The 22,164-nt window shown below is 40.0% G+C and carries 28 protein-coding genes and 1 pseudogene; 12 read left to right on the top strand and 17 right to left on the bottom strand.

All coding sequences use genetic code 11. The annotated features are described in order from the left end of the window. Positions 1–21: 21 nt before the first annotated feature. The 3 genes and pseudogenes from ffh to QM409_RS07020 form a co-directional block, all read right to left on the bottom strand. Entirely contained in the window at positions 22–1,593 is a 1,572-nt protein-coding gene (gene ffh / locus QM409_RS07030; RefSeq protein WP_414305416.1) for a signal recognition particle protein, read from the bottom strand. A gap of 11 nt (positions 1,594–1,604) precedes the next feature. Beyond that, positions 1,605–1,937 carry a putative DNA-binding protein gene (locus QM409_RS07025; protein ID WP_000402066.1) on the bottom strand — a complete coding sequence of 111 codons (333 nt, stop codon included), beginning with the start codon at positions 1,935–1,937 and terminating at the stop codon, positions 1,605–1,607. A gap of 183 nt (positions 1,938–2,120) precedes the next feature. Then, positions 2,121–2,428: pseudogene (locus QM409_RS07020) on the bottom strand (transposase); the annotation flags it as partial. A gap of 147 nt (positions 2,429–2,575) precedes the next feature. Here QM409_RS07020 and QM409_RS07015 point away from each other — a divergent pair. Continuing rightward, positions 2,576–2,713 (top strand): DUF6900 domain-containing protein, encoded by a 138-nt coding sequence (locus QM409_RS07015; protein WP_414305426.1) that lies wholly within the window; start codon positions 2,576–2,578, stop codon positions 2,711–2,713. Positions 2,714–3,104: 391 nt separating this feature from the next. Here the strand turns inward: QM409_RS07015 and QM409_RS07010 are convergent, their stop codons facing one another. Next, positions 3,105–3,395, bottom strand: coding sequence for a hypothetical protein (locus tag QM409_RS07010; RefSeq protein WP_414305415.1), 291 nt, complete (start codon positions 3,393–3,395; stop codon positions 3,105–3,107). A gap of 171 nt (positions 3,396–3,566) precedes the next feature. Here QM409_RS07010 and QM409_RS07005 point away from each other — a divergent pair, with 171 nt between their 5' ends. From QM409_RS07005 to QM409_RS06975, 7 genes are all read left to right on the top strand, one after another. Beyond that, positions 3,567–3,827: a hypothetical protein gene (locus QM409_RS07005; RefSeq protein ID WP_414305414.1), complete on the top strand. Its 261-nt coding sequence runs from the start codon at positions 3,567–3,569 to the stop codon at positions 3,825–3,827. 10 nt (positions 3,828–3,837) lie between these two features. Further along, entirely contained in the window at positions 3,838–4,083 is a 246-nt protein-coding gene (locus tag QM409_RS07000) for a hypothetical protein (protein WP_285306332.1), read from the top strand. Positions 4,084–4,238: 155 nt separating this feature from the next. Further along, positions 4,239–4,844: an MT-A70 family methyltransferase gene (locus tag QM409_RS06995; protein WP_414305413.1), complete on the top strand. Its 606-nt coding sequence runs from the start codon at positions 4,239–4,241 to the stop codon at positions 4,842–4,844. A 162-nt stretch (positions 4,845–5,006) separates the two neighbouring features. Then, positions 5,007–7,157, top strand: a complete 2,151-nt coding sequence (locus tag QM409_RS06990; protein WP_414305412.1) for a type IV secretory system conjugative DNA transfer family protein — start codon at positions 5,007–5,009, stop codon at positions 7,155–7,157. Continuing rightward, positions 7,144–7,914: a replication-relaxation family protein gene (locus tag QM409_RS06985; RefSeq protein ID WP_414305411.1), complete on the top strand. Its 771-nt coding sequence runs from the start codon at positions 7,144–7,146 to the stop codon at positions 7,912–7,914. Before QM409_RS06990 ends, QM409_RS06985 begins: the two co-directional genes overlap by 14 nt. Then, complete coding sequence (locus QM409_RS06980; RefSeq protein WP_414305410.1) at positions 7,907–8,029, top strand: hypothetical protein; 123 nt, start codon at positions 7,907–7,909, stop codon at positions 8,027–8,029. Before QM409_RS06985 ends, QM409_RS06980 begins: the two co-directional genes overlap by 8 nt. Before the next feature lie 135 nt (positions 8,030–8,164). After that, positions 8,165–8,383 (top strand): hypothetical protein, encoded by a 219-nt coding sequence (locus tag QM409_RS06975; RefSeq protein ID WP_414305409.1) that lies wholly within the window; start codon positions 8,165–8,167, stop codon positions 8,381–8,383. On the opposite strand, the gene QM409_RS06970 is transcribed toward QM409_RS06975, so the two are convergent. Both QM409_RS06970 and QM409_RS06965 read right to left on the bottom strand, forming a co-directional pair. Next, complete coding sequence (locus QM409_RS06970; protein ID WP_414310495.1) at positions 8,367–8,903, bottom strand: DUF2806 domain-containing protein; 537 nt, start codon at positions 8,901–8,903, stop codon at positions 8,367–8,369. The genes QM409_RS06975 and QM409_RS06970 overlap by 17 nt on opposite strands. 22 nt (positions 8,904–8,925) lie before the next feature. Then, entirely contained in the window at positions 8,926–9,321 is a 396-nt protein-coding gene (locus QM409_RS06965; protein ID WP_414305407.1) for a DUF2806 domain-containing protein, read from the bottom strand. 141 nt (positions 9,322–9,462) lie between these two features. Between QM409_RS06965 and QM409_RS06960 the strand changes: the two genes are divergently transcribed. Together QM409_RS06960 and rlmB are read left to right on the top strand one after the other, a co-directional pair. Continuing rightward, positions 9,463–11,133 carry a recombinase family protein gene (locus QM409_RS06960; RefSeq protein ID WP_414305406.1) on the top strand — a complete coding sequence of 557 codons (1,671 nt, stop codon included), beginning with the start codon at positions 9,463–9,465 and terminating at the stop codon, positions 11,131–11,133. Between the two features lie 75 nt (positions 11,134–11,208). After that, a complete protein-coding gene (rlmB, locus tag QM409_RS06955; protein ID WP_000855758.1) occupies positions 11,209–11,937 on the top strand; it encodes a 23S rRNA (guanosine(2251)-2'-O)-methyltransferase RlmB in 729 nt (242 codons plus the stop codon). Positions 11,938–12,170: 233 nt separating this feature from the next. Here the strand turns inward: rlmB and trxB are convergent, their stop codons facing one another. The 7 genes from trxB to QM409_RS06920 form a co-directional block, all read right to left on the bottom strand. After that, the gene (gene trxB / locus QM409_RS06950; RefSeq protein ID WP_414305405.1) at positions 12,171–13,082 is read right to left on the bottom strand and encodes a thioredoxin-disulfide reductase; all 912 of its coding nucleotides are present in this window, start codon (positions 13,080–13,082) and stop codon (positions 12,171–12,173) included. 65 nt (positions 13,083–13,147) lie between these two features. Continuing rightward, a complete protein-coding gene (locus QM409_RS06945; RefSeq protein ID WP_000926599.1) occupies positions 13,148–13,372 on the bottom strand; it encodes a DUF4059 family protein in 225 nt (74 codons plus the stop codon). Positions 13,373–13,449: 77 nt separating this feature from the next. After that, on the bottom strand, positions 13,450–14,193 hold the full coding sequence (locus tag QM409_RS06940; RefSeq protein ID WP_414305404.1) for an amino acid ABC transporter ATP-binding protein: 744 nt from the start codon (positions 14,191–14,193) through the stop codon (positions 13,450–13,452). Beyond that, positions 14,193–14,993, bottom strand: coding sequence for an amino acid ABC transporter permease (locus QM409_RS06935; RefSeq protein ID WP_137995977.1), 801 nt, complete (start codon positions 14,991–14,993; stop codon positions 14,193–14,195). Before QM409_RS06935 ends, QM409_RS06940 begins: the two co-directional genes overlap by 1 nt. 157 nt (positions 14,994–15,150) lie before the next feature. After that, a complete protein-coding gene (locus QM409_RS06930; protein WP_000889092.1) occupies positions 15,151–15,507 on the bottom strand; it encodes an arsenate reductase family protein in 357 nt (118 codons plus the stop codon). A 12-nt stretch (positions 15,508–15,519) separates the two neighbouring features. Next, entirely contained in the window at positions 15,520–16,029 is a 510-nt protein-coding gene (locus QM409_RS06925) for a methylated-DNA--[protein]-cysteine S-methyltransferase (protein WP_414305403.1), read from the bottom strand. Then, on the bottom strand, positions 16,029–16,523 hold the full coding sequence (locus QM409_RS06920) for a GNAT family N-acetyltransferase (protein WP_084924190.1): 495 nt from the start codon (positions 16,521–16,523) through the stop codon (positions 16,029–16,031). The genes QM409_RS06925 and QM409_RS06920 overlap by 1 nt, the downstream gene beginning before the upstream one ends. A gap of 134 nt (positions 16,524–16,657) precedes the next feature. On the opposite strand from QM409_RS06920, the gene QM409_RS06915 reads away from it, so the two are divergent. Together QM409_RS06915 and trhA are read left to right on the top strand one after the other, a co-directional pair. After that, positions 16,658–17,104 (top strand): DUF1836 domain-containing protein, encoded by a 447-nt coding sequence (locus QM409_RS06915; RefSeq protein ID WP_084924188.1) that lies wholly within the window; start codon positions 16,658–16,660, stop codon positions 17,102–17,104. Then, on the top strand, positions 17,101–17,748 hold the full coding sequence (gene trhA / locus QM409_RS06910) for a PAQR family membrane homeostasis protein TrhA (RefSeq protein ID WP_001098002.1): 648 nt from the start codon (positions 17,101–17,103) through the stop codon (positions 17,746–17,748). The genes QM409_RS06915 and trhA overlap by 4 nt, the downstream gene beginning before the upstream one ends. A 98-nt stretch (positions 17,749–17,846) precedes the next feature. Here the strand turns inward: trhA and QM409_RS06905 are convergent, their stop codons facing one another. The 4 genes from QM409_RS06905 to pdxS all read right to left on the bottom strand — a co-directional run bounded on the left by QM409_RS06905 (position 17,847) and on the right by pdxS (position 22,034). Further along, positions 17,847–19,163, bottom strand: a complete 1,317-nt coding sequence (locus QM409_RS06905) for a beta-carotene 15,15'-monooxygenase (RefSeq protein WP_000915989.1) — start codon at positions 19,161–19,163, stop codon at positions 17,847–17,849. A gap of 17 nt (positions 19,164–19,180) precedes the next feature. After that, positions 19,181–19,912 (bottom strand): ABC transporter ATP-binding protein, encoded by a 732-nt coding sequence (locus QM409_RS06900; RefSeq protein ID WP_000247937.1) that lies wholly within the window; start codon positions 19,910–19,912, stop codon positions 19,181–19,183. 664 nt (positions 19,913–20,576) lie between these two features. Further along, complete coding sequence (gene pdxT, locus QM409_RS06895) at positions 20,577–21,158, bottom strand: pyridoxal 5'-phosphate synthase glutaminase subunit PdxT (protein WP_153209438.1); 582 nt, start codon at positions 21,156–21,158, stop codon at positions 20,577–20,579. Continuing rightward, positions 21,159–22,034 (bottom strand): pyridoxal 5'-phosphate synthase lyase subunit PdxS, encoded by an 876-nt coding sequence (gene pdxS / locus QM409_RS06890; protein ID WP_084886814.1) that lies wholly within the window; start codon positions 22,032–22,034, stop codon positions 21,159–21,161. Between the last annotated feature and the right edge of the window lie 130 nt (positions 22,035–22,164).

The raw sequence follows: 22,164 nt of genomic DNA, 5'->3' as shown, positions 1-22,164 counted from the left end.
AAGCACTTCTGCTTTCCTTTTTTACTTACGTTTCTTCTTCGCTTTTTTCATTTTATTCGCCATGCGTTTCATAGACTGTTTCATGGCAAATTCACCGATTTTACCTTTGAGTCCGCCACCAAACATCTGGCTCATATCTGGCATTCCTGCTCCTCCGAGAGCTGACAAGTCAGGCATACCACCTTGTCCCATCATGCCTTCAAGGGCAGACATATCCATTCCTCCCATATTTGGCATATTTTTAGGAAGGTTATTTGGATTGATACCCATTTGCTTCATCATCTTGTTCATATCGCCAGACATAACACCCTGCATGAGCTGTTTAGCTTGGTTAAAGTCTTTGATGAATTTATTGACTTCGACAAAGGTATTTCCAGAACCTGCAGCGATACGACGGCGACGGCTTGGATTTAACAAATCTGGATTTTCACGCTCTTCAGGCGTCATAGAAGACACAATGGCACGTTTGCGCGCAATCTGGCGCTCATCCACCTTCATATTTTGAAGGGCTGGATTGTTGGCCATACCTGGAATCATCTTGAGCAAGTCTTCCATCGGTCCCATGTTTTGCACCTGATCCAACTGATCGATGAAATCATTGAAATCGAAGGTGTTTTCACGCATCTTTTCAGCCATTTCAAGGGCTTTTTGCTCATCGTATTCCTGAGAAGCTTTCTCAATCAAAGTGAGCATATCCCCCATGCCAAGGATACGGCTAGACATACGGTCTGGATGGAAGGTTTCAATGTCCGTAATCTTTTCACCTGTACCAGTGAACTTGATTGGTTTTCCTGTGATGTGACGAACAGATAGAGCCGCACCACCACGAGTATCCCCATCAATCTTAGTAAGGATAACCCCAGTCACTTCCAACTGAGCATTAAACTCACGCGCAACATTGGCCGCTTCCTGACCAATCATGGCATCAACAACGAGCAGAATTTCATTTGGTTGAGCCAGTGCTTTCACGTCACGAAGCTCATTCATCAAAAGCTCATCAATCTGCAAGCGCCCTGCCGTATCAATCAAGACATAGTCGTTGTGATTGGCTTGGGCTTGTTCCAAACCTTGACGTACAATCTCAACAGCTGGAACCGCTGTTCCAAGAGCGAAAACAGGCACATCAATCTGTTGCCCCAAGGTCTTAAGCTGATCAATGGCAGCAGGACGATAAATATCCGCTGCAATCATCAAAGGACGGGCATTTTCTTCCTTCTTGAGTTTGTTAGCCAATTTACCTGCAAAGGTTGTTTTACCAGCCCCTTGCAAACCGACCATCATGATAATCGTCGGAATCTTAGGTGACTTGATAATTTCTGCCGTATCAGAACCTAAAACAGCTGTCAGTTCCTCATCAACGATTTTAATAATCTGTTGCGCTGGATTAAGGGTATCAATGACTTCGTGTCCGACTGCACGCTCACGAACTTTTTTGATAAAGTCCTTTACAACAGGCAAGGCAACGTCCGCTTCAAGTAAGGCCAAGCGAATCTCTTTAGTTGCCTCTTGGACATCAGCCTCTGAGATTTTTCCTTTTTTACGTAGATTTTTAAAGACGTTCTGCAAACGTTCTGTTAAACTTTCAAATGCCATGTTTCTTCCTCTTATTCTCTATTATCAATGCTTGTTAAAATTTCTATCTGCTCCTGCAGAAAATCATCCTTGGGATAGCGCTCCAAAATCTGGTCAAAAATCTGACTGCGGACAATGTAGTCCGAGTACATGTGCAATTTCATCTCATAATCTTCCAGAATCTTTTCTGTCCGCTTGATATTGTCGTAAACAGCCTGACGACTGACACCGAACTCTTCAGCAATCTCAGCAAGGCTGTAATCATCAGCATAGTAGAGCTCGATATAATTCATTTGCTTATCTGTCAACAGCGCTGCATAAAATTCAAAGAGCGCATTCATACGATTGGTTTTTTCGATTTCCATAACTTTTATTATACCAAAAAATCTATTATACTTCTACATTAGAAATCATTCTAATAGAGATAGAAAAATAATGGTAATTTCTCAAAGTAACTTCCACTTGACTTTTATTTTTCGGTTCAGCCTCGTTTTTTTGAGAGCCCAAGCGGTGTTTTTTCCAATTCAAGTCAATCTCAACTCTCAGTTGTCACTCATAAACTTAGCTTGTTTGTCTGGGACTTTGTGAGTATATTTGTGGTTATTGGCTGCGGCTTTGATATGAATTCCATCAATGAAAATCTCAGTTTGATCAATCAAACTTTGCCCCATACAATAGATAAGACGTGATTAAAAATTTCCTCGATTACTTCCTTATATTGAAAACGACGGCTGTAATTCTTGTCATAAGTTGTAAAATAAGAAATCTTATCGTTTAAACTCAAACCCAGAAACTAGCGATAGATGGTATTGACCTCAATGTCCTTGATGGTTTGTCTCATGAAACGGATACCATAGAATGTCCACACCTCACCCAGCAGTCCAACAACTAACCAACTCTAGCCCTTAACCCCAGCGATTTCAAATCGTTGGGGTTTTCGTGAAAAAGTGCTTGACTCTTCCTCTATGGAGAGTTATGATGGACACACCAATAAAGCAGCAGAATCCCTACGCTGGAATGCCAAAATTCAGACAGCCAAGATTTTCACGATATTTCGGTCTGGACGCTTCAAAAAATGCTTCGGGTGAGTTACGAGTTGGGCAAACTGTCGCAAGAAGCTCCAGTACCCACCGAGCTTTAAATTAGCAACAAAGCAAAACTAAAAGCCTTCGAAAATTTTGACTACTACTGGGGCGATATGATTCAGCCAAATTTTGAGGTTTTCTACCACCCAAACCCCAACCAGACGCTCTGCTACTGTCTGCAGTTCAATAATCTAGCTCTCGTGCAAGAATTATATCACCAGATGAATGTTGCTCCAGATGAGAAATTTTCTCGCCTAATGAGCCAACTTCGGAAAGAAGAATTAACTGTTTTGAGCAGAGAAATTTTAACGGAGGAATAAGAAAAAATTCAACCAAATCCACGAAAACAGTCAAAATTTCGAAGCTGAGCCCAAACTCCCCCAAATTGAAACAGTTCACCTTACAACTTTTGAAGAATTGCACGATTACACGGTGGGTGATGTGCTTTTAAGCCCCGTTTTCGAAGTGCAACTCCCCATCACGGACGAAGATTTTCGGGTTTACACTTGCCGTTTTCTTAATCCGGAGCGTGCTGAAGAATATTATACTGCTTGTTGCAGAACGGAAGATTTGGACGAATTTGTCATTTGGAATTGCAAATTGCAGGAAGAAAAGGTTGAGGTTTTGAACATCAAACTTGAATGTAACAACTAAATTTTTCAAAGCAAAACAAACACCCCAGTCGCAAAACTGGGGCAATTTTGTTGTAATTTTTCCTCCTCCAACTTGTAACCACAACTCTAGGATCTTTTCTCACAACGACAGGACAATCAGTCGGTGATATACTTAAACCATCAGTGAGCTAACAACATTATACCACACCAGAGCTCAGGTGTGGTAGGAAAGGAGGACTTGCCTATCGGCGAATAAGATCAACATGCATTCCATTAAAAATAAAGGAGAAAAACAATGTTCCCATCAAATACTCAAAACCAAACTGACACTACACCAAAACTGGCGAATCTATTTCAGCTTGAAGTTGCCAAATCACTTTCTAAGGAGATGGCGGTGCTTCAAAAGAATCAGCTTCTGACGGCAGACATTCTTAACAAAGTAGGCGACCTTTCGAAGCTCGAGGCAGATATTCTGGCAAAAACTCCCCATGCCAAGGAACGCACAGATTTCATCATCAAGACTTTTGCTTTGGTCGCCTCCCAGCAGATAAGATAGGAGGTTCCCTATGAATGAACTTATCTTGCCCATAATTTTTGCCGTTTCTCTTGGCTTTGTGGCTGGCGTTATTGCCTTGTTGGTATATCTTGATTCTCAATCTAAAAAACAACCTGTCAAAGAGAAAAACAAAAATCTTCCTCCTGTTTACACTGAAGAAGAAATTGAACTAGCTCAATTTCTCGAAAAAAGGCAAGCCGTCAACGAGGCATTCCTTTCAGCTCAGGCGGAACTACTCAAAGAACTTCGAAAGTGAAGTAATTTTTACATCACCGAACAAAACAGCAATATGATAGCACCTTAACAGATATAGCACCATTCTCATCGTTCCTAATCTATAAACTGCTTATGCTCCCTTTTGCTAGCGGTTTCTGGTATGCTCGGAGCGTCACAAACAGAAAGGATTTTAAAATGACACAACCAACTCAACCAAAGAAATTCAAAACCATCCTCGCTGATGTTCCCTATATGAAGAACCAAACAGGTAGCTACGGAGCCTGCAAGCACTACAACCTGATGAGCCACGAGGAAATCCGCAATATGCCCATCAAGGACATTGCTGCAGATAACGCCCATCTCTGGTTTTGGACTTCCAACTCTTATATAGAAGAATCTTACGATATTATTCGGGCGTGGGGCTTTGAGCCAAAAAGCATTTTTACTTGGGTTAAACCAACTCTGGGCTTGGTAACTTATCTGCGAAATTCCACCGAGCATGTCATTTTCGCTACTCGTGGAAAAGCTCCTATCAAGTTTAAAGGTCAAATGAATTGGGGCTTCTTCCCCAAACAAGACCATAGCCATAAGCCCGAGGAACTCTTTGCTATCATCGAACGCTGTTCTGAACCAGATTATTTGGAGCTCTTTGCAAGGCGACCTGTGTCTTCTAATAAAAAGTGGGCTATATGGGGTAATGAAGTTGAGAGCGACATTATTATCTCTCACTATCCCGTTCCTAAATATTCTAAAAATCCCATTGACTACAGAAAGGCAGATGATGAAGTGTGCGAAAAATAGTTGGCTACACCTTGTTTTTCGTTCTGCTGGCTTATTTGGTCAATCGGGCGGTTCACTGGCTAATCGAAATTGCCCTACCCTTAAGCCTGCTTGCCGTATTACTTGGTGGCGGAATGCTTGCCTTTCGCTACTGGAAAAACAAAAGAGATTGGAGGTGAACCGATGAAACACCCAACAAATTTTGAAGCATTCGAGATGGATTACACTCGCCCCGTGGAGTTCCAAGACATACTGGATTTGATGGTGCGACTCTCAGGCTACACCAGACGCCAGCCCTTCGTTTTGGAGATTCGTTTAACGAAAAACGAGGTGCGATATTTGCTTCTCGGTAGCCCATTGGACACGTCCTATTTACATAAAATGTTGCAGGTTTCCAATGATATTCAGTTTTCGAAACTTCGCCCTAAAGAGCGAAAAACATTTGAAAAAGCGTGGCGTGTAGCTATCAAACGCAACCATTTTAGTCTCAAAACAGATGGCGTTGAAAATTTCACTCGTTCCTTTTTAGCACTGTGCCATCACCTCAAACCATTGGAGGAAATCTGCGTGCAGGTTGTGGTGGGCAAGTCTCGTTCGCCAAAACCGCTGGCTCGGGATTTATCGCACCTCAACGCCACTTGGTGGCAATGGATTTCGGGTAATATTCCAAAACTTTCCAAAGACGCCGATAAGTTAATTCGGGAAAAACTCCGCCACGCCCAGTTTCAAGCAGATGTACGGATTGGCGTGCGAGGTGATAGCCATTTTCGTAAGAATGAGCTATACTATACCGTTTTAGGAGTCTTTCGAATGTTAGAATCCAGCGGTGTCGAACTTTTTCTCAACCCAATTTCCAGCGAGAAAGTGAATAAAGTTCAAATTCCGTGGTCTTTTCCACTCACCCTTTCTTCGCAGGAGCTTGCCAGTTTTTGGCTTGCCCCTATTGGCGAAGGCGAGCTGGCTGGAATTGCTAATATTCACCCCAAAATTCTCCGCCTGCCTTTGGGATATAAAGTGCCAGATGTGCCTGTTCGAAAATTTGGTGAAAGCCTCAAAAACGAACCACTCCAGATTTTACCTCGAGACGCTACTCAACATTTATTAGTTTTAGGCGGAACGGGTGTCGGTAAATCTACCCTACTCGCCCAGTTCATTTTAACAGATATTCAGGCAGGTAGAAGCACGCTGTTAATTGACCCAAAAGGCGACTTGGTGCGAGAAGTGTTGGCTCATTTCCCAAAAGAACGGCGAGCTGATTTGGTTATCATCGACCCCAGCTCCAGCAACAAAATTATCGGTCTAAACCCCTTTGACCTGACTCGTTACACCTCGCCTGAGCTGGTGGCAGATATGTTGCTTAATCTTTTTCAAGAACTTTTCAGAGACAACTGGGGTATTCGCACGGTTGATGTGCTCAGCCACGCCTTAACCGTCCTGTCGCAAGTTGAAAATTCCAATCTTACCCAACTGCCTCAATTTTTAACCAACCTTGCCTTTCGCCATCAGATACTTTCGCAGATTTCCGACCCCTTTCTCTTGGATTTTTGGCAGGGCTACAACCAGCTAAGCGAATCAAACCGTGAGGTATTAATCTCGCCCGTTCTGAACAAAGTTCGTCAGCTATTATTGCGAAAAGAACTGCGAGCTATGCTTGCCTCCACTTCAAAAAAGTTTAATTTGATTGAGATGTTCACGAGTAAAAAGGTGGTGCTGGTGAACCTTAACCGAGGGCAGATTGGGATGACAAACGCTAAATTTATAGGCTCGCTTATTACCAACTACATCTACCAGCTAACCCTACACCAAGCCCGTCTCGCCCCTGAAAATCGCCCTTTCCTCCCCATTTACATTGATGAGCTGGGGCAATTCCTTAAGCTCCCTGTGGATTTGGAGGATGCCCTCGCGGTGTCTCGTTCGATGAAAGTGGGCTACATTCTCGCCAGCCAGCACCTGACGCAACTGCCACCAACTCTCCGTACCAGCATTTTGAGTAATTGTCGCAGTAAAATCATTTTCACGCTGGAACACCACGAAGCTAAGGAACTCGCCAGCCAAGCTCCAGAGCTCACTTTCGAAGATTTTATGACTCTTGCACCTTTTCACTTTTATGTCCAAATGCCGATTTTTTACAACCACTTCAAGTGGGTATCAGGGCGAAGTCTGCCTCTTTCGAAAAATGCTCAGCCAATTGATAAACTTTATGCCGAAAGTTTGGAACGCTACGGCGACGATTTAGCCAATTTCGAAAATATCCCACTTCAAAACAAGAAAGATGAAACGCCGCCAGAAAACTTAGGACGGAAGAAGCGAGGAGGACAAAATGGAGAAAATTGAACTAACGGAAAAAGAACGAAAGATTTTAACCCTACTCGCCCAGTGCCGTTATGCGACCACCAAGCAGATTGTTGCCCTCTATTTTCAGGATAGCCAGCATTCGCGAACTGCTTTCCGAAGAGCTAACTTGCTTTTAAACCAGATCAAAAATCGCCAACTCATCAATCACCTCGAACGGCGAATCGGTGGTGTGCGAGCAGGTTCAGGCAGTTTCGTTTGGCACATCACTATAAAAGGGATGAAAGCATTACACCGTCCACAACGCTTTAAAAATAAGTATGAACCCACCGCCCACCACTTGGAACACACGCTGGCGGTGACACAAGCGTATGTTTTTCTGAAACTGTTAGAAGAAGCTGGCAAAATCCAGCTGGAACGGTTCGATTTTGAACCCACCTGCCACCGCACCTACGCCACCTTTTCGGGCAAGAAGATTTTTCTCAAGCCCGATGCTTTTGCCGGGCTGGTTTTGGGGATATACGAGGATAGTTATTTTCTAGAAATCGATATGGCGACAGAAAGCCTCAACCGAGTGGCTAACCAGTGTAAAAAATACATCACCTACTACCAAACAGGCATCGAGCAGCGAGAGCAAGACGGTGTGTTTCCACTGGTTATATGGATTGTACCACACGATAAACGAAAAGAAGCGATTTCGAAGAAAATAGAAAGCGAGCTAAACAACTTTCACCCAATGTTTCAGGTAGTAACGCTGGAGGAATTTAGTTCATGGATTGGAGGACGAACAGATGAGTAACGAAAAAGAACGAATTGTCAAAATTGGGCGTGCGACATTTAGGATTAGCCGAAAGTTTGGCAGTTCGAAAAGTTTGAAAGAGCTGCTGGAAAAGCTGATTTTGCAGGAAAAATAAAGAATTGTTCTACGCATTGACAAAACATTTATTTTATAGTATAATTCAAGCATACTTAAAAACGAAGTAGAACTTTACAGACCTGTGGATTGTAATTGTTCTATTTCGTTTTTTCTTTTTGAGGAGGAATATAAAATGAGTTTTGTAAAAATTAAAATTAGCGAAAAATTAGCAAAAAAGCGAAAAAGATGGAAAGAAAGAGTTGGAGAAGAAGCAAAAGCTCTAATTTCTCTCAGCAATATCGGAATTATCAAACTTCCAGAAGGAACGATGGTGAAAATTGCAAAAAGCAGGAGCTATGAGGATATCGAGAAAATCAACCAAGAAATAAAACGATTTAACGGTATCGAGTAAGCCTTAGAGTCCTGTTTTTAGGACTCTTTTTTAACAAATCCATATCTTTATTGTAAGTAATAGAATCATCGTCATTAAAATGAATTTCGTGTGCTGAAATGTTAATTTTACCTTCAACTTGTTTCTTTAATTCTCTTGCAAGAGCAAGTAGGAACTCTTTATTCGTCTTTTCTTCAATTAACCAATACAGCTGTTGTCCTATTCTGGTAAAAGCATAACTCGTAAACTCAAACATAGAAATTTCTTTTTCTTCATTCATCTGAAAATTAATATAGGCATGCTCGTTATAAAAACCGTGCGGACTTTCTACGCTTAAGTCCATCTCATGAGTTGCAAGAAGTGCCATTTTTATAAGGCCACATTCTTCCAGAATAAGTAAATCACTTTCACTTATTCCAAAACGCTCATATAGTTCCATTATTGCTTCATTTTCAATTGCATAAATATATAAACCACCACTAAAATCTTGAATGCTTAATCGAGCTACTTTTAAGAAAAGTTCAGCCTCATATTTGTTCATAAATTTTAAAGTTTCTATCAACCTAAAGGAAAAAATCTCCACTGGAGTCTGATTCACTCCTCAGAATTTTTGCCCAAATTGCTTGCATATCTTCATCACTAACCATTGAGGCAGCCTCAAAAAATCGATAGAACCATTCCAAAGAAAATTCGCACTCTTCTACAGAGTGAGTTGAATGTAATCTATCTGCAATCTCTGCAATCCTTAAAATATTTCTACATTTAACAACTTCTACAGCAGAAAATGGCAAATTTGGATTTTCAAATTTACTTTTTACTAAGTCATTTATAAGTTGTTTTACTTGTAACTTATCCTTATAGTAATAATCTGTGAGAAATGTTGTAGCAACCGCAGACAGTGTTCCTCCAGAAACACTAACAACAGGCGAGGATAATAAAGAAATTACATCAAATTCCACAGTATAGCTACCTCCAAATTTTATTAACTTCATTCTACCATAAATTACCTAAAAAATCGCTTACAACCCATAAACCGCTGGACTTCTTCGCCCTTTCGAGGTATCCTGTCCATGGGTTAGAGTGTATTGAAAGGAGACACGATGACAAACAGCACATTAACAAAGCAGATTCCAGATTGGACGGAGGTTGAGTTTGAAGGTTTGAGCGAGATTAGCATTTTGTATTGTAGGCTTTCCGCAGAAGACGCAAACGAAGGTGAATCTAACTCAATTTCCAACCAACGCTTGATTTTAAGCAAACTGGCGGAGCGAGAGAATTTGAGTAACCCAATTGTATTTTACGATGATGGCTACTCAGGTTCAAACGCCCAGCGTCCAGCTTTCCAACAAGCTCTGGCATTGGTTAAAAACAACCAAGTTTCGAATTTTGTGGTAAAGGATTTGAGCCGTGTTTCAAGAGATTACCTGCTTTCAGGAAATCTTTTGGAGGTGGTTTTCCCTTCGAAAAACATTCGCTTCATTTCCCTACAAGAAAATATAGATAGCAACAAGAAATCCAGCCAAGATGCCTATCTCACACCGCTAGTTTCCCTGTTTAACAACTGGTATAGTATGCAGTGTAGCGAGAAAATTAAGCTTTCGAAACATACCAAAGCCAAAAATGGTGAAAAAATCGGCTGGATTACTCCTTATGGATACCTTAATAATCCAGAAAAGCGTAAGGAATGGTTGGTAGATGAATATGCTTCAGAAATCGTTAAACGGATATTTTCGGAGTATATTTCAGGCAGAACGCCAACCGAGATAGCTCAAGGTTTAAGGCGTGACAAAATCCTCACTCCTGCTCGCTACAAAATAAATCTGGGTGTTGCGAACTATCGGATTTTAGAGAGCGACCCTTGTTATTGGAAAACTCAGATGATTTGGCAAATATTGGAAAAAGAGGAGTATATCGGCTCAACCATTAACTTGAAAACCGCAAAAATTTCATACAAACAGCGGAATTGTCGCATACGACCTCGTGAAGATTGGCTAATTTTCCTAGATAGCCACGAAGCGATTATTTCGAAGGAAGATTTTGAAATTGCAAGAAAAATGATGGGACACAAGCGAGTCATTCAAAGGCAGAACTGGAAAAACAAAACAGGGCACGAAAATTTGTTTGCAGGCTTGCTTTATTGCGAAAACGAGCATAAATTAAGTTTTTGCCCACAAGAAAAAGATGGCGTGAACCTCGAACATTATAAATGTCACCATTTTAGGCGAGCTGGCGATACTTGTTCGGGCGGTCACTATTTTCGTAAAGAAGTATTGGAAGACCTAATTTTAAACGAGCTTCAAGAACTGATAAACTCGTTTCAGATTAACGAAGCAGATTTATTACAACGCTTGAAGGACAAGTTTGAAATCAAAGAAACCAAGAAGTTCAACGAACTGCAAAAACAGCTGACTAAAAACGAACAGCGAATGGTGGAGTTGGATACTATCATCCAGCGACTCTACGAAAAGCAACTGTTGGGTGAGATTGCGGACGACCGTTTCAAAAAATTGTGCGACAACTATGAGGCGGAACAAGCCGAGTTAAAGGAAAAAGTCCAAACCGCAACCGAAACTCTTGGGGTGAAAATGAAACCTGCCCACAACATTGAAAAATTTATGACAACCATTCGAAAATATACTCAACTTGAGAAATTGACACCGAAAATTATCAACGAATTGATTGATAAAATTATTATCCACCAACCGATTGGTAGAGGCAAGAATAGGCAAATTAAACTGGAAATACATTACCGATTTATTGGTGATATTTAAGTATTTAAAAGAGCGAGTTGTAGATCGCTCTATATAAGAATAGGACTGCTGAGCGAAGTGTGTTATAATAGAGGCATGAAAACAAATGATATTGTCTATGGCGTCCACGCCGTTACCGAAGCCCTCCTTGCAAATACTGGCAACAAACTCTACCTCCAAGAAGATCTCCGAGGTAAGAACGTTGAGAAAGTCAAGGAACTGGCTACAGAAAAGAAGGTGTCCATTTCTTGGACTTCAAAAAAATCCCTCTCTGAGATGACTGAAGGCGCTGTCCACCAAGGTTTTGTTCTACGAGTATCTGAATTTGCCTATAGCGAGCTAGAGCATATCCTTGCAAAAACGCGTCAAGAAGAAAATCCTTTGCTATTGATTCTGGACGGGTTAACTGATCCCCATAATTTGGGTTCAATCTTGAGAACAGCCGATGCGACCAATGTTTCAGGTGTCATCATTCCCAAGCACCGTGCTGTCGGAGTTACTCCTGTCGTTGCCAAAACGGCCACAGGTGCTATTGAGCATGTTCCAATCGCCCGAGTGACCAATCTCAGTCAAACCTTAGATAAACTTAAGGATGAAGGCTTCTGGACCTTTGGAACGGATATGAACGGTACTCCTTGCCACAAGTGGAATACAAAAGGGAAAATTGCCCTCATCATCGGAAATGAAGGAAAAGGCATCTCTAGCAACATCAAAAAACAGGTTGATGAGATGATTACCATACCTATGAATGGGCATGTTCAAAGCCTCAATGCCAGTGTTGCTGCAGCCATTCTCATGTACGAAGTTTTTCGAAATAGACTATAAAAAAGTTTCCAGTCATCTGATTGGAAACTTTTTTATGATTATACTCAATGAAAATCAAAGAGCAAACTAGGAAGCTAGCTGTAGACAGCTCAAAGCACTGCTTTGAGGTTGTAGATAAGACTGACGAAGTCAGCTCAAAACACTGTTTTGATTGTGGATAGAACTGATGAAGTCAGTACCCATACCTACGGCAAAGCGAAGCTGACGTGGTTTGAAGAGATTTTCGAAGTGTATTAACTATGTTCGGTGATAAACTTGTAAGCTTCTTGACCGGCGATGGCCCCATCTCCAACTGCTGTTGTTACTTGGCGAAGGTCTTTCAAGCGAACATCTCCAACTGCAAAAATACCGTCAACTGCAGTTTTCATGTGGTTATCTGTCACAATCCAGCCTGCCTTATCTTGGATATTCAATTCTTTAACAAAATCGCTAAGAGGGTCCAAGCCAACATAGATAAAGACGCCACCGAAGGCTTGTTCTGTCACTTGACCTGTTTTCACATTTTCAAAGACGACAGATTCTACTCGGTTTTCACCTTTGATTTCCTTGACTACAGAATCCCAGATAAAGCTGATTTTCTCATTCGCAAAGGCGCGGTCTTGTAAAACCTTTTGAGCACGAAGTTGGTCACGACGGTGAACAATGGTCACAGTCTTAGCAAAACGAGTCAAGAAGAGGGTTTCTTCAACAGCTGAATCTCCACCACCGACTACCAACAAATCTTGGTCACGGAAGAAAGCACCATCACACACAGCACAGTAAGAAACACCACGACTGTTCAGTTCTTCTTCTCCAGGTACTCCCAAAGGACGGTGTTTAGAACCAGTTGCTACGATAACTGTACGTGTTTCATATGTTTGGTCATCGGTCATCACTGCTTTAAAATCACCATGGTCTTGGACATTTTCAACATAACCATAAATGTGCTCAACACCAAGATTTTCAAGCGGTTCAAACATCTTTTCTGCCAATTCTGGCCCACTAATATTAGCGTATCCAGGGTAATTTTCAATATCAGATGTATTATTCATCTGACCACCTGGCAGACCACCTTCAATCAAGGCTACTTTTAGATTGCTTCGAGCAGCATACAAGGCTGCAGTCATCCCTGCAGGTCCAGCACCGATAATAATAGTATCGTACATATAGATTCCTTCTTTCTTGTTGTAACTATCTTTATTCTAACTCTTTCTTGTCAATCATGCAAGGATTATGCCTTGAAAACAAGAATTAAACTCATAACCGCAAAGGATAATACTGGAACAACCAAGACACCAATCATAATCATATCATAGAGATGGGCTTGGCGAGCCTTGGCTGTCTTATCAACTCCCGACATGGCTCTCAGTCCAATCCAAATCCCTAAAAAAATCAGGACGAGGATGGTGGTCAAGATCAAACTCTCGAAATATAAAGAAAATAGTTGCAGTAGCATGATTTCTCTCATTTCTATCTTTTTTAAAGAGTAAACTCAGCTAGTCCAGCTAACTGAGTTTTCCTTTATCTATTATATCAAATATAAGTCCGTTTGTAACTAGCGAAGAATTCTTTTGTCCGTTCTTCTTTAGGATGGTGGATAATCTCATCCGGCGTTCCAGACTCAATGATTTTCCCCTTATCTAGGAAAAGAATCTTATCAGCAACTTGGGCTACAAAGGACATGTCATGACTGACCAAAATCATAGTCTGACCTGACTTAGCAGCATCTGCAATAGACTTTTCTACTTCACCAACCAATTCTGGGTCAAGGGCTGAAGTTGGTTCGTCTAAGAGCAAGACATCTGGTTTCATAGCAAGAGCACGCGCCAAGGCAACCCGTTGCTTCTGTCCACCTGATAAATGGCGAGGGTAATGGTTTTCACGGTCAGAAAGCCCAACCTTAGCCAACTCTTCCTTGGCAATCTTAGTCGCTTCTTGGTCGGATAATTTCTTGACAACAACCAAGCCTTCTTTCACATTATCAAGTGCTGTTCGGCGTTCAAACAAATTAAACTGTTGGAAAACCATGGACAGCTTACGGCGTAAGGCAAGGATTTCTTCTTGAGTAATCTTAGAAAAATCAACTGAGAAATCATCAATCTGAATAGAGCCACTGTCAGGTGTTTCAAGATAATTGAGACTGCGAAGGAAAGTTGATTTTCCAGCTCCTGAAGAACCAATCAAGGCTACAACTTCCCCTTTTTGAATATCCAAGTTCAGATGATCCAAGACAATCTGTCCTGAAAAGGATTTGCTTAAATTCGAAATCTTAATCATTAACGAAGGTCTCCTTTCACATCTGTTTGCACTGTATCGGGTGCAGAAATAGCCATTTTTCTCTCGATGAAACGACCGAGGCTTTCAATTCCGATATTGACTACCCAATAAACAAGGGCAACGGAAATAAAGCGTTCAAAATAGCGGTAATCAGCTCCGCCTAGAATCTGAGCTTGGGCAAAGACTTCCACAACACCCGCACTGAAGGCTAGAGAAGTCCCTTTGGTCAAGCCGATTAGGGAATTGATTAAAGTTGGAGTCGCCACAACGGCTGCATTTGGAATAATCACGCGACGATAAACTTGTGCTCGGGTCATCCCCAGACTGCGTGCCGCCTCAATCTCACCAGGATTGACTGAGAGAATGGCTGCACGAATGGTTTCACTCGCATAAGCTGCTTCATTGAAAGCAAAGGCGACAATCGCAAAAGCAACAGCTGGAATCGCATTGATATTGAGACCAGTTCCCCATTGCTGATTGAGAGCTTTCAAAGCCAAAGGGATTCCGTAGTAGGTCAACATGAGTTGCACCAAAATCGGTGTCCCTTTTAAGAAACTAACAAAGAAGGCCTGCAAGGGATATAAAATTTTGACACGATTGATTTTCACAATGGCAAAAAGAAGCGCCAAAACCAAGCCAAAAAGGGCACCACCAATTGTCAACATAATCGTTGTTGGAAGTTGTTGGACAATTCTTGGAATTCCATCAAAGACCGAACGCAAGCTAAAAAGTTTGCCATCCGGAATCAATTGCATCAAGTTTTGGTACCAATCTGATGCTAAAATCGTTGTAACATTCATAAAAACATCCTCTCCTGATAATGATTCATTCTACCATACTTCTGCCGTCAATGAAATTATTTGCTACGGTCAGATACAGACTTTATCTACCTACTAGTTTATCATACTTTGAAACAGGGAGGTTATATATTTTATCTATCAAAGAGATAAGTAAAAACTATTTCAATCCCAATTCTTCATAAGGTTTTCGATAACCGATTTGCTTAACAGTTCCATTTTCTACTAAAATGGGGCGTTTTAACAACATTCCGTCGCTTGCTAGCAACTCAGCTGCTTCTTGGTTTGACAGACTTCCTACCTTATCTTTCAGCCCCAATTCACGGTATTTGATTCCACTGGTGTTGAAAAATTGCTTCAACTCAAAACCCGAGGTTTCTAGCCAGTTTAAAATGACTTCTTGGCTAGGTGTTTCTTCGACGATATGAACGGCTTTGTAGTCCACACCGAGTTGGTTTAATTCTTGTTTTGCTTTTTTACAAGTTGAACATTTTGGGTATTCGATAAATTCTAACATGTCTTTCACTTTCTATTTTATATCTTTAAAATCTGCGCCTTCATGCTCCAAGAGCCAAGCTTTCTTTTCCACTCCTGCAGCATAACCTGTCAGACGCTTGCCTGCTCCCAGCACCCGATGACAAGTTACTAGGATAGACCAAGGATTGCGTCCTACCGCTCCGCCAATTGCTTGAGCAGAATCCACTTGCAGGTCTTGGGCTATTTGTCCATAGGTCACTGTCTGACCATAAGGAATTCTCTGTAAATAGAACCAAACTCGCTTTTCAAAATCCGTTCCGATTGGAGCCAAGGGCAAGTCGGATAAATCCTTAGACTTGCCTCTAAAGTAAGCATCTAAGCAAGCAATAACTGAGTCTAAAATGGGATGACTAACAACTGCTTCTATCGTCTCATCTCCTAGTCCCCTCTCAAAATGCTTCTGCTCCTGCACCCAAACGCCATACAGATATTGCTCGTCGGCAACCAAAGACAAGGTTCCTATTGGCGAAAAGTAGAGCATTTTTACGTACTTCTTTTGCATTATTTCTTCAATTTTTGATAGGCCAAGCGTTCTCCATCAACTGGAACCTTACCAACCTGTTTAAATCCGAGTTTTTCAAAGATATGCTGCATAGCTTTGTTTTCAGCATGCGTATCTGAACGAAAATCAAGATAGTCAAAACCTTCAATCAAGCCCTCTAAAAAGGTTTGAGCAACTCCCTGTCCCTGGACATCTGCTGCCACAGCAATACGGTGAAAGACTAGGTACTCTGACTCCCCAGCTTGCCAGTTTCCCTCATAAATGGCTTCATAGGCTGCCTCTGGACTCTTGGTCACAGCTGCATAAGCTAGTAGTTCTCCATCTTCCAAGGCTACGTAGGCTTGACCTGAGATAATATCCTCAATAATAATATCAGCATTTGGATAACCATTTTGCCACTGGTCACTACCAGCACCCGCTAAACATTTTTTAGCATCCTCCATCACTTGCATGATGGCATCTACTTCATTTGGAAAAGCTAAACGAATCTCCATCTTTTCTCCTCATTTCTGACTAGTTTCTCCCATCATAGCATAATTTAAGTCTTTCTACAAGCAGTTAAAATTTGACTTTCTGTTTTTATTGTTTTATAATCTAGTTATTAAAACTAGATAAAAAGGAGTTGAAAATGAAAACTACCTTTTCCTACCCCAAATGGGCAGAAATTCCAAACATTGACCTCTATCTGGACCAGGTTTTACTCTATGTCAATCAGGTCTGCGCCCCTATCTCTCCTGATAAAGACAAGGGCCTGACAGCATCTATGATCAACAATTATGTGAAACATGGTTACCTGACAAAGCCTGACAAGAAAAAATACCAACGCCAACAGATTGCCCGTTTGATTGCTATCACAACCCTCAAGTCTGTATTTTCTATTCAAGAAATAGCTCAGACACTTAATACTCTCCAAACTCAAGCAAGTTCAGACCAACTCTACGATGCTTTTGTGGACTACATGAACCAAGGAATTGACCCAGCTAACCCCATTATCCAAACCAGCTGCCAAACCGTTAAACTCTATCATCAAACCCTAGCCTTAATCCATCATACTCAAGAGGAGGTAATCCAATGAACACTAGTCTTAAACTCAGCAAACAACTTAGTTTTGGAGAGGAGATTGCTAATAGCGTGACCCATGCCGTAGGTGCAGTTATCATGCTCATCTTACTGCCTATTTCATCAACCTATAGTTATGAGACACACGGATTTTTATCATCTATCGGCGTTTCCATTTTTGTTATTAGTCTCTTTCTCATGTTCCTCTCATCCACCATTTACCACTCTATGGCCTATGGTTCAACCCACAAATATGTCTTGCGAATCATCGACCATTCTATGATTTATGTTGCCATTGCTGGCTCATACACGCCCGTCGTCTTAACCTTAATGAATAACTGGTTTGGCTATCTGATTATTGCCGTCCAGTGGGGAACAACCATCTTTGGTATTCTCTATAAAATCTTTGCTAAAAAAGTCAATGAGAAATTTAGCCTTGCTCTTTACCTGATTATGGGCTGGTTGGTTCTAGCTATCATTCCTGCCATTATCAGTCAAACAACGCCCATTTTCTGGAGTCTCATGGTAACTGGAGGACTTTGTTATACAGTTGGAGCTGGATTTTACGCCAAGAAAAAACCTTATTTCCACATGATTTGGCATCTCTTTATCCTAGCAGCATCTGCCCTCCAATACATCGCCATTGTTTATTACATGTAAAAAAAGACAAGGTTTTTTATCCTTGCCTTTTAGTTTTAGTATTGCTTTGGTTTCAATGTCAATAAGTGTGTTCTTTTTGAATCAGTAACTATTCCAATTTATCTATCTTGAAATAAATAAAATCCTTTTGTAATACTATAAAAAATAACTAACAAAGAAATAACTATAAGACTCGGTTGCCAAAAACCCGATATATCTACTACACTTTGGCCTAAAAGTTGGCCAATAAAGCTAACTAAAATTAAAATAATTAAATTGAAAATTACTGATACTAATAAAATTAACACCGAATGTATTATTGCCTCGCCTATACGTATTTTAAAAAGTTGTGATCTTGACACTCCCAGTGTCTTTAACTGTTTAATGTCTTCAATATCTTTATTAGAAGATAAAATTGTAAGAGAGATAGAACTAGTAATAATCAGAATAATTGGTGCAGACATATAAGCAATAAAGGAAGCTCTTGCTTCGAGTACACCGTTTGCTGTATTCATGAATGAATACATATTTTGGGTGTAAAGAATAAACCCAGAAATGAGAGTTACTCCCATGCTCATTGAAGTTTGTATACTTTTCAAATAACTAGGATTGGATAGTAGATTCCAAAAGTCTGTATTAATTACATAATTTTCAGTTGGAAATATCCTCATTAAAAATTTTATTAGAAACATTTGAATTGATGGAGATAGTGATTGAATAATAAGGATGTGAATAATTAATAAAAATAATATTATGCTTGACTGTTTTTCAATTATTTCTTTGTTTCTGATAAAACCTGCTGAAACAATAGAACCTATACATAGTAACCATAGGAATAAACGAACAGAGATGTTAACAAATCCAGTTACTGTAACTTTTCTTTTTTTCTTTTTTGGTTTTAATATTGATGATATTTTAAGTATTCGACTTGAATAAAAGTAAGCTCCTATCCCAACAATTGTTGGGACTATAAAAATACTCAATAAAATTGATTGAATGTTGGCTGTAATAACTAAATCAGGTAACTCATCTCTTCCTAATAAATTTTGTAAAAATTTGTAGTAACTATCTGCCATGATAAATGAAAGTATTGTACCAATACTACTAACAATCACTGCCATTAAATAAAACTGTCCAGATACTAATAAAGATAGCTGAGTTCTGCTTGCGCCTAAGATAGCCCATAATTGGTAATCCTTTTTAAAGATATCTATTAGCAGTCTTATATTATTTGAAATAAGGAAAAATAGAGTGGTCCCGCCAAAAATTATTAGCATTTGAAAAAGTTGTGAAGCGTTAATATTAGCAGTCTTTATTGAACTAGCAATACCAAATAAAGATGTTCCAACAATCAGGCTAGATACAAATAGTAATGGTATTGTTCCTAACCATTGTCTTTTTGAGTACTGAAATTGGTAAATGATTAATTTTAGCATAATAAATCCTCCTCAAATTAATCTTTACTACTTTCAAGTGCTTGGTAGAGCTCATCAGCTGAAGGTTTAATAATTTGTCGAGATATTTTTCCGTCTTTTAAAATGAGTGCTCTGTCAGTTTTTGAAGCCAACTCAATATCATGAGTAACCATAAAAACACATTTCCCTTGACTAGCTAAATTACGAAGTGTTTCAAAAATAAGTTTTCTTGAGACGCTGTCCAGAGCTCCTGTTGGCTCATCAGCAAAAATAATTTTACTATCAGCTATTATTGCACGAGTAATTGCCACTTTTTGCTGTTCTCCACCTGATAAGGTAGCAACTAATGATGATAGTTCTGCTTTAAAATTCAAACTATCCAACATTTTTCTTACTTTATTGCTATCAACACTCTTTCCTGAGAGTCTCAGAGGAAGTGTAACATTTTCTAGTACAGGTAGAGCGGGTACCAGATTATAGTTTTGAAAAATTATTGCAATATCTTGCCTTCTAAATTTAGCAAGCTTCCCTTCTTTTAAGGTATATGGATTTACACCATTGATAACAACTTCGCCACTTGTTGGTTCAGATAAACTTGATAAGCAACTTAGCAAAGTAGACTTTCCAGAACCACTGACACCAAGTATTGATACAAATTCCCCATAATTGACAGATAAGGAAATATCTTTCAAAATAGAGACAGTTTTGTCTTGCCCTAACAAAAATTCTTTTGAAAGGTTTGAGACTTTAACAGCTACATTGTTAACCATAATAAATCCTCCTGATTCCAGTGTCATCTTTGATTTAATTATACAATATTGGAATTCTATTAATATCAAGTAAGTAACTTATGAAACGTATTTTTAATAGATAAAATTTCTATTTCCTCTGGATCTCGAATAAAGGTCTTTAGCGAACTAAGAATTTTTTCTATTACCATAATAGTATCATAAATGAGACTTGATTGAAAGCGTAAACATAGCTTTGTTAAGTGATACAACTATTCTATATAAAATTTAAACATAAAACTTAGGTATACTTAATAAATGAGAATTTAAGTTAGCTGTAACGAAGATAGTAGCATATGTAAAACTCTAAGTAGGCTCTGTCTGCTTAGAGTTTTACAATCGAATTTCCCAAAGAGGAAGCAAGATGAAAGCCGTCATTGCTTGTTCTCATAAGATTCTCAGAATCGTTTACAAACTATAGCATATTGAGTCTAGAATAGTACACCATGACTGCTAAAACATTTCTAGAAATTAATTTGACTTTCCTAATAGATGTGTTCACATCTTATTTCAATCTACTATACTCTCCACCAATCATACTTATCAAAAAGAAAAGGCGCTAGGACTGAGGAAACAGTTCTAACGCAAAAACTAAAAAAATTTCAATTACAGTATAGCGCAGGAAGTGATTTTTTGCGCTTTTTTACTATCTTTTTTCTTTACACATATTGATAAAGTACTGGTGCAAGCGCACATCATCAGTCAATTCTGGATGAAAAGAGGTCACCAACATATTTTTTTCTTGAGCTGCAACGATTTGATTGTCCACTGTTGCTAGAATTTCTACATCTTCTCCAACACTACTGATAATTGGACCACGAATAAAGGTCATTGGAATCTGACCAACTCCCTTACATTCTGCTTCCGTATAGAAACTTCCTAATTGGCGCCCATAGGCATTGCGCTCGACCACCATATCCATAGTTCCAAGATGACACTCTTCCTGAGAAGAAATTTCTTTAGCTAAGAGAATCAAGCCTGCGCAAGTACCAAAAACGGGAAGTTCAGAAAGTATGGCTTCTCGAATGGGAATCAGCATGTTTTGGTCTCGTAAGAGCTTGCCCATGGTTGTAGACTCTCCTCCAGGTAATATCAAACCCGACAAGTCACTCTGATTTTGCTGAAAATCCTCTAAATTTCTGATTTCAACACTCTCGACACCTAATTGAGCTAGTACTTTTGCATGTTCTGCAAAGGCACCTTGCAAGGCCAATATTCCGATTTTCATCTATTTTCCTCGCTCTGCCATGAGAATTTGAATTTCATTTTCATTAATACCAACCATAGCTTCTCCTAGATCTTCAGAGATTTGAGCTAGAATTTGAGGATTACGGAAGTTAGTCACAGCCTTAACAATGGCACTGGCCCGTTTAACAGGATCGCCTGACTTAAAAATACCTGAACCGACAAAGACGCCCTCTGCCCCTAATTGCATCATCAGCGCAGCATCTGCTGGCGTTGCAACGCCTCCAGCCGCAAAGTTTACAACTGGCAATTTCCCATACTCATGGACATATTGAACCAATTCTACAGGAACTTGCAAGTCCTTGGCAGCAACATAAAGTTCGTCCTCTCGTAAGTTTTGAATGCGACGAATTTCCTGATTCATCATACGCATATGACGAACAGCTTGGACGATATCCCCTGTCCCCGGTTCTCCTTTTGTACGAATCATAGAAGCACCTTCAGCGATACGACGCAAGGCTTCACCCAAGTCCTTAGCTCCACAGACAAAAGGAACTTGGAATTCTTTCTTGTCCACATGGAAACGGTCGTCAGCTGGAGATAAAACTTCACTCTCATCGATATAGTCAATCTCAATAGCCTCTAAAATCTGAGCTTCAACAAAATGCCCGATTCTGACCTTGGCCATTACTGGAATGCTAACCGCTTCTTGAATTTCCTTAATCATCTTTGGATCGCTCATACGGGAAACACCACCAGCTGCACGAATATCAGCTGGAATCCGTTCCAAGGCCATAACAGCTGCCGCACCAGCAGCTTCTGCAATACGGGCCTGTTCAGGATTCTGAACGTCCATGATAACCCCACCTTTAAGCATTTGTGCTAAGTTTTTATTTAATTCATAACGATTTTCAGTCATTTTTTGTATCCTCATCATTTATATTGGTAGCTACCATTTCATTTTAAGTCAGATTAGAATGAATCACAAGATAAAAAAACGATAATTGTATGGGTACAAATTGACTAAAAAACTATCTGACCTTAACTTA

Origin of the sequence: Streptococcus mitis (assembly GCF_047465045.1) — a bacterium.
Lineage (GTDB): Bacteria > Bacillota > Bacilli > Lactobacillales > Streptococcaceae > Streptococcus > Streptococcus mitis_DT.
The sequence above is the reverse complement of the archived record's forward strand: the minus strand, read 5'-3'. Positions and strand labels throughout refer to the sequence as shown.